13 protein-coding genes are annotated in these 13,802 nt (G+C 60.7%); 6 read left to right on the top strand and 7 right to left on the bottom strand.

What is annotated here, in order from left to right; all coding sequences use genetic code 11:
• Positions 1 to 1,641, bottom strand: a complete 1,641-nt coding sequence (locus AC3EA7_RS06265; protein ID WP_488613178.1) for an amidohydrolase — start codon at positions 1,639 to 1,641, stop codon at positions 1 to 3.
• A gap of 111 nt (positions 1,642 to 1,752) precedes the next feature.
• Here AC3EA7_RS06265 and ruvB point away from each other — a divergent pair, with 111 nt between their 5' ends.
• A complete protein-coding gene (ruvB, locus tag AC3EA7_RS06260; RefSeq protein ID WP_488613177.1) occupies positions 1,753 to 2,796 on the top strand; it encodes a Holliday junction branch migration DNA helicase RuvB in 1,044 nt (347 codons plus the stop codon).
• Here the strand turns inward: ruvB and msrB are convergent, their stop codons facing one another.
• On the bottom strand, positions 2,797 to 3,264 hold the full coding sequence (msrB, locus tag AC3EA7_RS06255; protein ID WP_488613176.1) for a peptide-methionine (R)-S-oxide reductase MsrB: 468 nt from the start codon (positions 3,262 to 3,264) through the stop codon (positions 2,797 to 2,799).
• Between the two features lie 47 nt (positions 3,265 to 3,311).
• Here msrB and AC3EA7_RS06250 point away from each other — a divergent pair, with 47 nt between their 5' ends.
• The 3 genes from AC3EA7_RS06250 to AC3EA7_RS06240 all read left to right on the top strand — a co-directional run bounded on the left by AC3EA7_RS06250 (position 3,312) and on the right by AC3EA7_RS06240 (position 6,053).
• Positions 3,312 to 4,163 carry a class I SAM-dependent methyltransferase gene (locus AC3EA7_RS06250; protein ID WP_488613175.1) on the top strand — a complete coding sequence of 284 codons (852 nt, stop codon included), beginning with the start codon at positions 3,312 to 3,314 and terminating at the stop codon, positions 4,161 to 4,163.
• A gap of 539 nt (positions 4,164 to 4,702) precedes the next feature.
• Positions 4,703 to 5,374, top strand: coding sequence for a class I SAM-dependent methyltransferase (locus AC3EA7_RS06245; RefSeq protein ID WP_488613174.1), 672 nt, complete (start codon positions 4,703 to 4,705; stop codon positions 5,372 to 5,374).
• Position 5,375: 1 nt separating this feature from the next.
• A complete protein-coding gene (locus AC3EA7_RS06240; RefSeq protein ID WP_488613173.1) occupies positions 5,376 to 6,053 on the top strand; it encodes a TVP38/TMEM64 family protein in 678 nt (225 codons plus the stop codon).
• On the opposite strand, the gene AC3EA7_RS06235 is transcribed toward AC3EA7_RS06240, so the two are convergent.
• Positions 5,961 to 7,034: a hypothetical protein gene (locus tag AC3EA7_RS06235; RefSeq protein WP_488613172.1), complete on the bottom strand. Its 1,074-nt coding sequence runs from the start codon at positions 7,032 to 7,034 to the stop codon at positions 5,961 to 5,963. The genes AC3EA7_RS06240 and AC3EA7_RS06235 overlap by 93 nt on opposite strands.
• 75 nt (positions 7,035 to 7,109) lie before the next feature.
• Between AC3EA7_RS06235 and AC3EA7_RS06230 the strand changes: the two genes are divergently transcribed.
• Both AC3EA7_RS06230 and AC3EA7_RS06225 read left to right on the top strand, forming a co-directional pair.
• The gene (locus AC3EA7_RS06230) at positions 7,110 to 8,096 is read left to right on the top strand and encodes an ABC transporter ATP-binding protein (RefSeq protein ID WP_488613171.1); all 987 of its coding nucleotides are present in this window, start codon (positions 7,110 to 7,112) and stop codon (positions 8,094 to 8,096) included.
• A 10-nt stretch (positions 8,097 to 8,106) separates the two neighbouring features.
• Complete coding sequence (locus AC3EA7_RS06225) at positions 8,107 to 9,012, top strand: ABC transporter permease (protein ID WP_488613170.1); 906 nt, start codon at positions 8,107 to 8,109, stop codon at positions 9,010 to 9,012.
• 4 nt (positions 9,013 to 9,016) lie between these two features.
• Here AC3EA7_RS06225 and AC3EA7_RS06220 read toward each other — a convergent pair whose 3' ends face one another.
• From AC3EA7_RS06220 to AC3EA7_RS06205, 4 genes are all read right to left on the bottom strand, one after another.
• Positions 9,017 to 9,994, bottom strand: coding sequence for a lysylphosphatidylglycerol synthase transmembrane domain-containing protein (locus AC3EA7_RS06220; RefSeq protein WP_488613227.1), 978 nt, complete (start codon positions 9,992 to 9,994; stop codon positions 9,017 to 9,019).
• A 69-nt stretch (positions 9,995 to 10,063) separates the two neighbouring features.
• On the bottom strand, positions 10,064 to 11,047 hold the full coding sequence (locus AC3EA7_RS06215; protein ID WP_488613169.1) for an alpha-ketoacid dehydrogenase subunit beta: 984 nt from the start codon (positions 11,045 to 11,047) through the stop codon (positions 10,064 to 10,066).
• 85 nt (positions 11,048 to 11,132) lie between these two features.
• Positions 11,133 to 12,134: a thiamine pyrophosphate-dependent dehydrogenase E1 component subunit alpha gene (locus tag AC3EA7_RS06210; protein WP_488613168.1), complete on the bottom strand. Its 1,002-nt coding sequence runs from the start codon at positions 12,132 to 12,134 to the stop codon at positions 11,133 to 11,135.
• A 28-nt stretch (positions 12,135 to 12,162) separates the two neighbouring features.
• A complete protein-coding gene (locus AC3EA7_RS06205; protein ID WP_488613167.1) occupies positions 12,163 to 13,797 on the bottom strand; it encodes a GAF domain-containing sensor histidine kinase in 1,635 nt (544 codons plus the stop codon).
• Between the last annotated feature and the right edge of the window lie 5 nt (positions 13,798 to 13,802).

Below are 13,802 nucleotides of genomic sequence, written 5' to 3'. Positions count from 1 at the left end.
TCAGGCGCGCTGGTAGGCCACACGTCCGTCAATGACCGTCATCTCAACTTGAATCTCCTTGATCTCCTCCTCCGGGCAGGTGAAATAATCACGGTCGAGCACTGCCAGATCCGCCAGAAAACCAGGCGCCAGTCGCCCTTTGATCTGCTCCTCACGGGTCAGCCACGCGCCGGCTGCGGTGCAGGCGTACAGCGCTTCCTCACGGGTGATGGCTTCGTGCGGCGCGATCAGCGTTCCTTTCCAGGTTTTGCGCGTCACCAGGCTGTAAAGGCTGATCATCGGGTTGTAGTGCACCGTGCTGGGAATGTCGCTTGTGGCAATCAGCGGAATGCCGCGATTGAGGTAGGTGCGCGCCGGCTTGTACTGGTGCGCCAGGCGCTCACCGACATCGCGGAAGAGATCGTCGCCTTCGTAGTAAATGAAGGTCGGCTGGATGACCGCAGCAATCTGATGCGCTGCCATATGGCGCAGGCTTTCTTCGGTCGCAAAGTAGGCGTGGATCAGGTTGTGACGATGATCCTTGCGCGGCGAGGCTTCGATGACGTCAGCGAAGGCGCATGCCGCTTCATGATGTGCCCGGTCGCCAATCGCATGGATGCCGATGTCCCACCCCAGCGCGTGCCCGCGGGCAAAGAACTCACGCAGGTCTTCCGGGTCGAGCCGGTTGTAATCGTGCACCTTCTCTTCACCGACAAACGGCTGAAACATCCAGGCGGTGCGGCTGGTCGTGCCGCCATCGACCGCCATTTTCAACCCGCCCAGGCTGAGCCAGTGATCGCCCAATCCGCTGAACACGCCCAATTCCGCTGCGCGTGCGTCGAGTTGCGCAACGGTTTCGTCCTCGCGAAAGCCGTGCCACGACGGCATGAGATTGACACGCACCGGCAGCCGACCCGCACGCCGGGCATCGAGGTAGGCGCGCATCTCCCAGGGACGCAACCCCGGATCGAGAATGCTGGTGATGCCAACCGCCAGATAGGCGCGACCGGCAGCCTCCAACGCATCAACCGCCTGGTCGGGAGTCGGGTCGGCGATCAGGCGCCGGCAGAAGAGTTTGGCGGAAGCGCGCAGGATGCCGCTTGGCGAACCGTCGGCAAACCGCTCGATCCTGCCTCCCTGCGGATCGGGGGTTGCGGCATGGACGCCCGCCAGGTCGAGCGCCCGGCTGTTCACGACATCCATGTTGAAAAAGCGTTTCAACAGCACCGGATGATCGGTCGTCGCGCCATCGAGATCGAGGCGGTTGGGCAGACGTCCCTCGGCGAAGAGCGACTCATTCCACCCCTCGCCGATGATCCACTCGCCGCGCGGCGTTTGCGCCGCCGCCGCGCGCACCATCGCCGTCATTTCCGCGATCGAGGTGCAATGTTCGAGTTGCAGGCGAGAAAACTTGATCCCCAGTTCGAGCATATGGTTATGTGCGTCGTTGAAGCCGGGAACCACCGTGCGCCCGCCAAGGTCAATCTGCTGCGTGCGCGGACCGGCAAGCGCCCGCACATCGACGTCAGCGCCGATCGCCACAACCCTGCCATCCTTGCAGGCAATTGCAGAACAACGGGGCAATTCGTGATCGAACGTTGTGATAGCGCCATTGAACAGGATCAGATCGGGCGCAAGATCGCGCGCACGCAGGGTGGGCATCGTTGTCCTCCAGATCAACGCGGGTGCAAGACAGGCGCGGGATATTATAGCACACCCCTTCCGGCAAAAAGTGATATGGTATAATGACCGCACACGTGTGCGGAGGCGCCTATGAGCGACGAGCGGGTGATCACCCCCAGGGCAGGCGAAGAAGATCAGCAGATCGAAAAGAGTCTGCGTCCACGTCGTCTCGCCGAATTCATCGGTCAGGAGAAGGTTGTCGAGCAGTTGCGCATTGCGATTGCCGCCGCCAAAGGGCGCGGCGAACCGCTCGATCATACGCTGCTCTATGGTCCGCCAGGTCTGGGAAAGACGAGTCTGGCCGGCGTGCTCGCCAATGAGATGGGGGTCAACATCAAACTGACGTCGGGTCCCGCCATTGAGCGTGCTGGCGATCTTGCCGCGCTGCTGACCAATCTTCAGAAAGATGACATCCTGTTCATCGACGAGATCCACCGCCTGAACCGGGCTATCGAAGAAGTGCTCTACCCGGCGATGGAAGATTTTGCGCTCGACCTCATGGTCGGCAAGGGACCGGGGGCGCGCAGCCTGCGCCTGAAACTGCCGCATTTCACGGTTGTCGGCGCCACCACACGCCTGGCGTTGCTGACGTCGCCGCTGCGCGACCGTTTTGGGTCGGTGCACCGACTCGAGTTTTACTCGATTGACGCACTCTACGAGATTGTAATGCGTTCGGCGCGCATTCTGGGAGTGGAATGCACGCCGGAAGGAGCGCGCGAAATCGCGGCGCGGGCGCGTGGCACGCCGCGCATCGTCAACCGGCTGCTGCGCCGCGTGCGCGACTATGCCCAGGTCATCGGCGATGGGGTGATTACGCTCGAGGTGGCGCGCGACGCGCTGGCGAAACTGGAAGTTGACCATCTCGGGCTTGACGAGAATGACCGCCGATTATTGCGCGCCATTATCGATCTGTTCGGCGGAGGACCGGTCGGGCTTTCGACGCTGGCTGCGTCGCTTGCGGAAGAAGTCGATGCCATTGAGGACGTGTACGAGCCGTTCCTGCTGCAACTCGGGTTTCTGCAGCGCACGCCGCGCGGCCGGATCGCCACACGGCGCGCCTACGAACATCTCGACGTTCCCTACATCGAGCGCATCGTCGATAACGGCGCCGAGCAGGGACGCCTGTGGACGTGACTACCTGCTGTTCTTGTTGATGATCCCCTCGAAGAGCGGCAGATACTCGCCATACCCTTCTTCTTCCAGTTTTTCGACCGGAATAAACCGTAGCGCGGCTGAGTTCATACAGTAGCGCAGACCGGTTGGTGCGGGACCGTCGTCGAACACATGCCCAAGGTGCGAGTTGCCATGTCTCGAACGAACCTCGGTGCGCACCATCCAGAGTTTCCGATCTTCGCGGGTGACAATATTGCCTGGCTCGAGCGGCTTCGTAAAACTGGGCCAGCCGGTGCCCGAGTCGTATTTGTCGAGCGAACTGAACAACGGCTCCCCCGAAACGACATCCACATAAATGCCATGCGCCTTATTGTTCCAGTAGGCATTCTGGAACGGCGGCTCGGTGCCTTCGTGCTGGGTCACTTCATACTGCTCAGGCGTCAACCGCCGCCGCAGTTCATCGTCCGATGGTTTCGTGTATTGCTTCACAGACGCCTCCTATGTGCGATCAACAAACGTTTCATATTCAGTGTACCATGAAGCTGGCGCCTGTCGCCGAAGCCTCACTTCTGATCGCACTACTTGCACGCATACGGCGCTTCTGGTACACTGTTCCGGCGTTGCTCGACAGGCGAGCGAGAGGCATGGAGCGCACAGAATACGAGGTAATGGCGGCAGTCGAGAGCCGCCACTGGTGGTACGGCGGCATGCGCGCGATCGCGGCGGCGCTGCTCGATGAGGTCTATGCCGGAAGACGCGATTTGCGCATTCTCGACGCTGGATGCGGCACCGGCGGGAACGTGGTCTTTTTGCGGCGGTACGGCTCAGTCGCCGCCGTCGATCTGGCGCCGGAGGCGGCGCTCTTCGGCGCTGAACGGCTGCGCGGCGCCCTGGCGCGGGCAAGTGTGCTGGCATTGCCGTTTGTTGATGAGTGTTTCGATCTGGTGACATCATTCGAGGTGCTGTACCACCGTGGCGTCCCCGACGAAGCCGCTGCGCTGCGCGAAACATGGCGCGTCCTTCGTCCTGGCGGTCGCGTGGCGCTCCGGCTCCCGGCGTTCGAGTGGCTGCGCGGCAGACACGATTGCGCTGTCCATGGACGACGGCGCTACACAGCGAGTGAGGTGCGTGCATTGCTTCAGGAGCAGGGGTTTGAGATTGAGCGCATGTCGTATGTCAACACGCTCCTGCTGCCGCTGCCGTTGACGCAACGGTTTATCGAGCGCGTGCTGCCCGCCGTTGATCGCCACGGCTCGGATCTCCAATTGCCGCCGGCGATTCTGAACGAGGCGCTGCGCTGGCCGCTCGCTGCCGAAGCCGCCTGGATCGCGCGCGGCGGTTCGTTTCCGGTGGGGCTGTCGGTGATCTGTCGGGCGCGGAAGGTGTGAGAACCGAGAACCGAGAACCGAGAACCGAGAACCGAGAACCAAGAACCAAGAACCAAGAACCAAGAACCAAGAACTGAGAACTGAGAACTGAGAACCGAGAACTGAGAACTGAGAACCGAGAACTGATACTCATACGCGGTCATTTGAACAAGAATGGTTTTTGAGAATATCATCTGGTATCGCCCGATGCAGCCCGCGCAGGCGGGCTTGACAGCCGTAGCCCGCGGCTTCAGTCGCCAGGCAGACTGACCGAGAACTGAGAACGAGAGCATCACCTAGCGCCCGATCCCTATTGCCTATTGCCTATTGCCTATTGCCTATTGCCTATTGCCCGATCCCTATTGCCTATTGCCTATTGCCTATTGCCTATTGCCCGATCCCTATTGCCTATTGCCTATTGCCTATTGCCTGATCCCTATTGCCTATTGCCCGATCCCTATTGCCTATTGCCTGATCCCTATTGCCTATTGCCTATTGCCTATTGCCTATTGCCTGATCCCTATTGCCTATTGCCCGATCCCTATTCCTCACCGCCTGCTATGCTCCAGACATTGCTCAACAAACTTTCCACCCACCCAGGACTCTGGGGTTTTCTGCGTCGTGTTGTCGAAGATGGGTTCGATGCCGAAAAAGACGTGATTGCCCGCGAACTCCAGCCCTGGCGCGACGCGGGGCAGCGCCGATTCATCGATTTTGGCTGCGGCACTGGTGAATTCTCGACCTGTTTTCCGCCAGAATCGTATGTCGGCGTCGATATTGCCCGGCGCTACATCCACTATGCCGGTCGTCGCCGTCCGGGCCGCTATGCCGTGATGAGCGGCGCCGGGCTTGGCTTCGCATCCGGCAGTTTCGATGGAGGTCTCGTCCTTGGCGTGTTCCACCACCTTCCCGATGACCTGGTACATACCGCCATCGCCGACCTGCACCACGTGCTTCGCCCTGGAGCGACGCTGCTCGTGATGGAGGACATTCCTTCGCCGCGTCCGTGGAATGTGTTGGGACATCTCATGCACTGGCTGGATCGCGGCGATTATATCCGCCAGGACGAAGCCTACCGCGTGTTGCTGCAACCATACTTTTTCCTGCGCCGCCACTATCATATCAAGAGCGGCATCTGTGATCTGGCGGTCTACGTGCTGCGTCGCACAGATGATTCGCAGATGATAAGCCAGGAAGAACTCGCAGCCAATCAACTCAACGCCGGAGCATAGCGTGGAACGTTTCCCGGCCCGCTTTCAGATGTTCCTGAGTCCCCGCCGCCTGATGACCGGTGTGCTGCTGCTGCTCGCTGCTGGCGCGGCATTCTGGCTGTTCCGCACGTCCAGCGCGTTGCTGAGTCCTGCTCTTATCCGTGATACAGTCCTCTCCCTGGGTCTCTTCGGTCCGCTGACATTGATCGGTGCGCTGGCGTTCCTCCTGGTGGCGCCGATCGCGCCAGCCGCCGTGCTGCAGATTGGCGCCGGGCTGGCATTCGGACCGATCGCAGGTTTCCTGTATGCTCTGATAGCCGATCTGATCGGCGCCAGCGCCGGTTTCTGGCTTGCCAGGCGCTGGGGGCGATCACTGATCGAGCCGCGACTGTCGCCCGCGATGCGTGAGCAGGTCGAACGCCTGGCGCAGCGGGTAACCTGGCGCAGTGTCCTGCTGTTACGCCTGCTGCCAGGACCTGCCTATCCGCTGGTATCCTTTGCTGCGGGTTACTCGCGCCTGGGGTTTGGCGCCTATACGCTGGCGTCCCTTGCCGGGGTCGCTCCGGCGCTGGCATTGCTGGCATGTGCTGGCGATCTGGTGACTTCCTCACCACTGCTCGCGTTTGGCCTGGTGGCGCTGCTCGTTGGCGCCATGGCAATTGCCGGACGCTGGCTGAGCCGTCGTCCGCCTGCTGCGTAACCAGAGGATCAGCGCAACAAGCCACCCTAGCCAAGCGAATACTGTTTTTCCATACCGGGCGATGATCAGCCCTATGAGCACCAGCAGACGCATGCTCCAGAGCACAGCATAGGGCAATACAGCAATCCGAACCGGCGTTTCCCAATCGAGCGCGGCAATTCGCGCAAGATGCCCGTTGGCGACGCACTGTTCCAATGTGGCAACATAAATGATGTCGGTGTACGTAGCAGCCAGGAGCAGATCACGCCGCAGATCCTCCCAGTGCAGGATTGCGCCGCTGCCGTCCGAACTCCCAACCGCCAGCGCATCGGCGGACGGTCCGTAGACGGCGATCAGCGCGCTGCCGAACCATTCAGGCGCGGTTTCGCTCAGACACATCAAGACCTCGACATCAGCGGGCAGATCGACGATGTCGAGCGCGCGCTGGAGAAGGGTCGTCCCGATACGGCGATCATCGGCGATCAGAGGGATCTGATAGGCGTGCACCTCGTAGCCATCACGCCGCGCCGCCGCCATCAATTCGAGGTACGCCGCGCGCGCCGCCGGGAAGAGCGCATTATCCCGCGCCAGCCAGAGACGCCGTGTAATCTCGCGCGCGCTGCTCCATCCGACAAAGAGCGCATCGCTCAATGGCGGCTCCATATCGAAACCGACCCCGGCAAACCGCAGAGCGTTCGCCTGCGCCCATGCATGGAACGCCTGATAGCACGCCGCAGCACGCGGATAGTTCTGAAGATTGAACGCCAACCCTTCGTCGGCAGGCAAGGCCAGCCAGGCGACCACCGGAATGCCATGTGTGTTGAGCACACGCGTTGCTGCTGCATACCCATCGTCGAAGACGGGCAAGGCGAGGGCGATGCCATACGCGCGCGTCGCCAGCAGGTTCAGCACATCCGGGTAATCCAGCAAACGCAGGAGATCCGTTCCGCTCAATTCACAGAAGAAAAAGAGTTGCGGCTCTTCGTGCGGCGTCGAAATCATAGGCGGATCATTGTAGCATGGCTTGCAAAACTGGTATCATAGTGATAGGCGGTTTTTATCTCTGAAAGCAGTGGTATGACTTCTCTTGTCGAAACGCACAACCTTACACGCCGGTATGGCTCGAATCTTGCGCTGGATCATCTGAACCTCACCATTCCCGAAGGCGCCATCTTCGGCTTCATCGGGCCAAACGGCGCCGGCAAAACGACAACCATGCGCATCCTGACGACGCTGCTACCGCCAACGTCGGGTGAAGCGCACATCGCTGGCGTGTCCGTCACCCGTGAACCACGCGCCGTGCGGCGGCTTGTTGGCTTCATGCCCGACTTCTTCGGCGTCTACGACAATATGAAGTCGTGGGAGTACCTCGATTTTTTCGGGCGCTCCTACGGCATACCGGCGCAGCGGCGCCAGCAGTTGATCGGCGAACTGCTGGAACTCGTCGATCTGGCGCACAAGCGCGATGAGCCGGTGATGTCGCTGTCGCGCGGCATGAAACAGCGGCTGAGCCTGGCGCGTTCCATGATGCATGATCCCCGCCTGCTCATCCTGGACGAACCGGCGAGCGGCCTCGACCCGCGGGCGCGCATCGAATTGCGCGAGCTGCTCAAGGAACTGCGGGTGATGGGAAAGACGATCATGATCAGTTCGCACATCTTGAGCGAACTTGCAGAAATGTGCACACACATCGGCATTATCGAGCGGGGCAAATTGCTTGCTGCGGGCGAGGTGCAAGAGATTCTGCGCACCCTGCGGCCGCATCGCATTGTCGAAATTCGGGTTGTTGCGGGAGCAGCGCACGCAGAAGCGTTGCTGCGCGCGCACCCCGATGTGCTGGAACTCCGTCGGGAAGGCGCACGCGCCGAATCCGACGGTCAGGAAGCGCCGCTCAATGACGAGACCGGACCGCATACCCTTCTGGCTGATTTTGCCGGCGATGAGCATGCCCTGGGCGATCTGCTGGCGATGCTCATTGCGGAAGGGGTGCGCATCTCGCATTTTGCCGAACAGTCTGGCGACCTCGAAGATATTTTTCTGCACGTCACGAAGGGCATTGTCTGAAGGAATGCGTATGCTGGAACTCAACCCGATCCTGGTTAAGGATCTGCGCAGCCGCATGCGTGGCGCGCGCGCCTATATTTTGCTCACCATCTATTTGCTGATTTTGGCGGGTGTCGCACTCCTGCTGTATGCGGCAATCGCCCAGGATACCGGCAACGACCTCAACGCCGGACGGCGGATTGGCCAGGCGCTTTTTTTCACCATTTCAACGGTTGCGTTGATCGAAGTCTGTCTGATCACGCCGGTGCTGACCTCAGGGAGCATTGCTGGCGAGAAAGAGCGCCAGACATATGATCTGCTCGTGGCATCACTGCTCACGCCGTGGCAGATTGTGTGGGGCAAACTGGTGTCGGCGCTGGCATTCGCCCTGCTCTTGATCGTCGCCATTGTGCCGGTGATGAGCCTGGCATTCCTGTTTGGCGGCATCGGGTTGACCGAAGTGCTCATCGCTATCGCTGGATTGGTTGTCACGGCGCTCCTCTACGCAACGATCGGGCTGTTCTGGTCTGCCATGCTGCAAAGCTCCCTGGGGGCGACCAGTTTCGCCATCGGCACGGTCATTGCGCTCCTGTTGGGCATTCCTTTCCTCATTGTTATTTTCAGCCTGATCATAGGATCAAGCGCACCGTCGGCTCTGCTAGACTCGATCTGGTTCATCTATCTTAGCCGGTTTGTTATTGCACTGCATCCCTTTATTGCACTCGGAACCACGGCATCGCAGCTTTCGAGCGGAGGCGAGATTTTTTTCGAGGTGGTTCGGACGGGCGCTACACAGGTCGTTGTGCCGAGTCCGTGGGTGCTCTATAGCGCGTTATCGATCCTCTTCTCCGCTGCGCTGCTGGCGGCAAGCGTGCAACTCGTTCAGCCCACGCGAACAAGCGCTGATCGCAAAATACGCGCAGTGAAGAACCGTTGAAGACTCACGATGTGCCTGGAGACCGGGTGAGCACGCGGTAGCACAGCATTCCGATGGGGAGCATCATCCAGAAACTGATCAGGCGAAACAGAAGAGCGCCGCCAAGTGCAGCTTCGAGCGGCACACCCTGAGCATGGAGCGCGACGGTCAAGGCGGCTTCGACCGTCCCCCCGCCGCCAGGAAGCAGTGTGAAGATGCTGACGATCAGCGCCAGGCCATACGCGGCGAACATAGCCGCAATCGGCGGATCGGCGCCCAGGCTGTGGAGGATTGCCAGCAATGCCAGGCTGTGGCAGCAAAAGATCAGCAACTGCAACCCGACCAGCATCACAATCCGGCGCGGTTGTTCGAGAATCAGGCGGCGACTGGCAATGATTTCATCGACCACCTGCGTGACCTGAGCCGCCGTCAATACCGGTCCAAACAGGCGATTTACCAGGCGCTTCAGGCGAAGCGCCCACTCCTGGAGCGTGGCATCCGGGCGCGATGCGACGTAGATCGCGCCGCTCATGACCCCCAACGCAACCGCCAGCGCCCCGTAACTGACCGACGCACCGCTCAAACCGGTCGTGACCAGCAGATACATGAGACCATAACTGAACGCCACCAGCACCGCGCCATTCCAGCTGAACAGTTCCATCCCTGCAACCATGGCAACGCTGCCGACGGGAAAACCGCGTCGTCGCAGGCTGGCGACCAGAAACGCATAAGCGCCGACGCTTCCAGCCGGAATCGCCTGGTTGATCAGAATCGTCACCATTGCAGCAGCGGTCAACCACCAGAACTGCGCGCGATGCCCCAGAATCGCCAGCACCCGACCATAAATCTGCCCGGCGCACACAAATCCTGTCACGACGGCGCCAAACGCCAGCAGCAGATACTCCAGACGAGCGTTGCGCAGCAGGATAAAGGCTTTGATCACCTCTTCGCGGTTGAGGTACGCGACCGCAATGATGGCTGCAAGCAGGAGCAGCCCGATGATGGCGCCCCAGGGAGTGCGTCGAAGCTGCGCTGTCTTGGTACTGATATGCCACCTCCGAATGCGAAATGGTCAGTAGCGCGCCAGATCGCGCACTGCTGCCGCGATTTTTTGGGGATTGAGCATGAAATGCTCTTCGAGCGGATCGGCGAACGGCGTGGCAAACAGATCGGGCGATGCAAGGCGACGCACCGGCGCATCCAGATACTCGAACGCATACTCAGCGATCAGTGCCGCGATTTCCCCGCCAATCCCGCCGGTCAGCACATCCTCATGGACAATCAGCGCGCGACCGGTCTTCTTGACCGACGACAGAATCGCATCGCGGTCGAGCGGCGCCAGGGTGCGCAGATCGATGACTTCGGCGTCGATCCCCTCGGCAGCCAATTGCCCGGCGGCTGTCAGGGAATAATGCGCCATCAATCCATACGTGAACACGCTCATATCGCTGCCGCTGCGCCGTATCACGGCTTTCCCGATCGGCTCGTGGTAGACCCCTTCGGGAACGTCGCCGCGCACCGAGCGGTACAGTTGCTTGTGCTCGAAGAAAATCACCGGGTCCGGATCGTGAATCGCGGCGATCAGCAACCCCTTGGCGTCGAAGGGCGTTGACGGAATAACCACCTTAATGCCCGGCGTGCTGGTAAACAGGCGTTCGACGCTCTGCGAATGGTAGAGCGCGCCATGGATGCCGGCGCCGCATGGCGCACGCACGACAATCGGGCAGCTCCAATCGCCGTTCGAGCGATAGCGAAACCGCGCGGCTTCGTTGAGGATCTGATCAATCGCCGGATAGATGTAGTCGGCAAACTGAATCTCGGCGACCGGCAGGAGGCCGTGCAGCGACGCGCCGATGGCCGCGCCGACGATGCCACACTCAGCAATCGGCATATCGATCACGCGATGTTCGCCAAAGCGCGCCAGCAGCCCTTCGGTTGCCAGAAAGACGCCGCCCTTAACCGCGACATCTTCGCCGAGCACCATAATCCGATCATCAGCCGCCATGGAATCGTGCAACGCCGACCGGATCGCTTCGATAAAGGTCATAGCAGGCATAGGCGTTGGTATCTCTTCTCTCAGCCAGCACCCACAACGTTGTGGAGTCGTCTGACCGGTCGCCCGCAAAAGGCGTTCCGGCGCATCATCCATACAGATGATCGGCAATGCTTTCGACAGAGGGATAGGGCGCGGCAACGGCGGCATCGGTCGCCGCATCGACTTCGGCGCGCACCTCGCGTCGCAACGCTTCGATTTCCTCACTCGTGATGATTCCGTGCTCCACCAGGTAGTGCTCAAAGCGTTTGATCGGGTCGCGCGCCCGCCAGGATTCAACCTCCTCTGCGGAACGATACTTGCGGTCATCGTCGGCGCTTGAATGCGGACGCAGGCGGTATGTCTTACACTCGAGCAGTGTTGGTCCACCGCCGTTGCGTGCGCGCTCCATCGCCTGATGCGCCGCTTCGTAAACGGCAAAAACATCGTTGCCATCGACAACGACGCCCTGCATACCATATCCTGCCGCTTTCATGGCCACATCGGGCACCGGCACTTCCCGATGAACAGGGATCGAAATCGAGTACTGATTGTTCTGGCAGACGAAGACTACCGGCAGTTGATGGATGCCGGCGATGGTCATTCCCTCATGCCAGGCGCCCTCAGCCGTAGCCCCCTCGCCGAACAACCCCATCACGGCGATGTCCTGTTCGCCCCGCGCGCGAAATGCCAGCCCGAGACCGGCGGCATGCACCAGGTGGCTTCCCACCGAACTCGATCCGCTGACGATACGCAGACGGCGACTGCTATAGTGCCCGAACATCTGCCGCCCGCCGCTGGATGGATCATCACGCCGCGCCATGGCGTGCAGCAGGACATCGAGCACCGACTGACCGAGCGCCATGACCAGCGTCATATCGCGGTAATACGGTATCACATAATCGTGACCGACGCGGATCGCCCAGGCGCATCCGAGTTGCGTCGCTTCGTGACCGGCGGCGGTCACTACGAAATGAGCGCGCCCCTGGCGGTTCAGCAGCCAGAGCCGATCATCGGTCTCACGCGAGGCGATCATGGTGCGCAGACCGGCGACCAACCGCTGGCGACTCAGACCCAGACGAACATGCGGAGGAGTATCGTTCGTTTCCATACACCTGCCACCGAAATCTCCAACGACATCAGGCAAGCGGCACACGCAATTCGACCGTTGTGCCCTCGCCTTCCGCCGAGCGGATGCGGCACTCACCGCCGATCAAGCGCGCGCGCTCACGCATATTCAGCAAACCCAACGATCCACGGGTATTGTAACTCGATTCGACCGCTGCCAGGTTGAACCCGCGCCCGCGATCCCGCACACTGGCAACCAGATGACCTTCTTCCAGATACAGGTAGATAACCACTTCATCGGTGCGCGCGTGTTTGCGTGCATTATTGACCGCTTCCTGAATGATGATGAAAATAGCGGCTTCGACTTCAACCGGCAACCGTGGAATGCTGGACGGCGCCTCAAGGCGCAGTTTCATAACGCCGGCAGGATCGCGAAAGCGGGCCACATACTGCTGCAAGGTCGCCAGCAACCCCTGGGTTTCCAACCCAAGCGGCCGCAGTTCAAAAAGGAGTGTACGAATATCGTAAGCGGTTTTGTGGACCAGATCGGCAAGCACGTCCAATTCGCTTTCGACCCGCTCCGGCATGGCACGCAGCAGCTTCTTGATAAACTCGATATTCATTGCGATTGCCGCGATGCTCTGAGTCGGTCCGTCGTGCAGGTCACGCGCAATCGCTGCCCGCACCTCCGCCTCTTTGGCGAGCAACCGGTCGCGCTCCTCTTTCAGGCTGCGCACCAGACGCGCATTCTCGACCGCAATCGCCGCCTGCGTCGCCAGCGTTGTCAACAGACGCAGATCCTGATCATCAAACGGGGTTCCATCACGCTTGTTGAGCACCTGCATCACCCCAACCACGCGATCACCGATGCGCATCGGCGCACAGAGGATCTGGCGCGTCTCAAAATCAACATCGCGCGCAATGCCATCGAACCAGCGCGGGTCCTGTTCAACATCATTAACGATCTGACCGATGCCATTGGTTGCCACCCAGCCGGCAATGCCACGATCAAGCGGAATGTGAAACTCGCGCCGCTCACCGGTGTGCGGGTCGGGCAACTCCAGCACCAGTTCGCGGGTTTGCTCATCGAGCAGCATAATCGAGCAGCGCTCGGCGCCCATCGCCTCCGGCACCCGGCTGCGAATATCGTTCAGCAGGCTGGAGAGATCGAGGTTGCTCGCCAGCGCCTGCCCCACCTGGTAGAGCAAATGGAGTTCGCGCAGGTCCTGTTCGGCGCGGCGCAGGCACGCCAGCTTATCGGCTTCTCCGCCAATCGCGCGCACCAGCAGCATGGCGAGGTCCTCATCAGGCGCAGGAGATGGACGTTCCGTCTCGGCGTCGAGCACCACCAGGTGCAAAAGACCCACCGTCTGTGAACTGGTTGACAGCGGAAGTTCGAGCAGTTTCCGTTCATCGTCGAGCGTGTAGTATCCGATGGTCGGTTCACGCCCCTCTTCACGACGGGCGAACGTTTCGCGCGCCTCGGCTATCAGGGCGCCAGCCTCGTTGTCGATCACCCCGTGGTGCAGCCGAATGACTTCGCCGTGCGGCGCGTGGTAGAGCAACGCGCCTCCCTGCGCGGGCCAGAAAGCGACCAGCCGCTCCAGCGACGCCTGAAGCAATTCGTGCACATCCTGATATCCGCCAGCCGAAATAAGCTGACTCAGGGTTTGTAACTGACGCTGATCGACGAGCAGTGGCGCCATGGCGA

This window comes from Roseiflexus sp. (assembly GCF_057785375.1).
The sequence above is the reverse complement of the archived record's forward strand: the minus strand, read 5'-3'. Positions and strand labels throughout refer to the sequence as shown.

Coding starts and splice junctions, on each gene's coding strand:
- AC3EA7_RS06265 (WP_488613178.1), bottom strand. CDS start 1,641: ATGCCCACCCTGCGTGCGCGCGATCTTGCGCCCGATCTGATCCTGTTC.
- ruvB (WP_488613177.1), top strand. CDS start 1,753: ATGAGCGACGAGCGGGTGATCACCCCCAGGGCAGGCGAAGAAGATCAG.
- AC3EA7_RS06250 (WP_488613175.1), top strand. CDS start 3,312: ATGAAGCTGGCGCCTGTCGCCGAAGCCTCACTTCTGATCGCACTACTT.
- AC3EA7_RS06245 (WP_488613174.1), top strand. CDS start 4,703: ATGCTCCAGACATTGCTCAACAAACTTTCCACCCACCCAGGACTCTGG.
- AC3EA7_RS06235 (WP_488613172.1), bottom strand. CDS start 7,034: ATGATTTCGACGCCGCACGAAGAGCCGCAACTCTTTTTCTTCTGTGAA.
- AC3EA7_RS06230 (WP_488613171.1), top strand. CDS start 7,110: ATGACTTCTCTTGTCGAAACGCACAACCTTACACGCCGGTATGGCTCG.
- AC3EA7_RS06225 (WP_488613170.1), top strand. CDS start 8,107: ATGCTGGAACTCAACCCGATCCTGGTTAAGGATCTGCGCAGCCGCATG.
- AC3EA7_RS06215 (WP_488613169.1), bottom strand. CDS start 11,047: ATGCCTGCTATGACCTTTATCGAAGCGATCCGGTCGGCGTTGCACGAT.
- AC3EA7_RS06210 (WP_488613168.1), bottom strand. CDS start 12,134: ATGGAAACGAACGATACTCCTCCGCATGTTCGTCTGGGTCTGAGTCGC.
- AC3EA7_RS06205 (WP_488613167.1), bottom strand. CDS start 13,797: ATGGCGCCACTGCTCGTCGATCAGCGTCAGTTACAAACCCTGAGTCAG.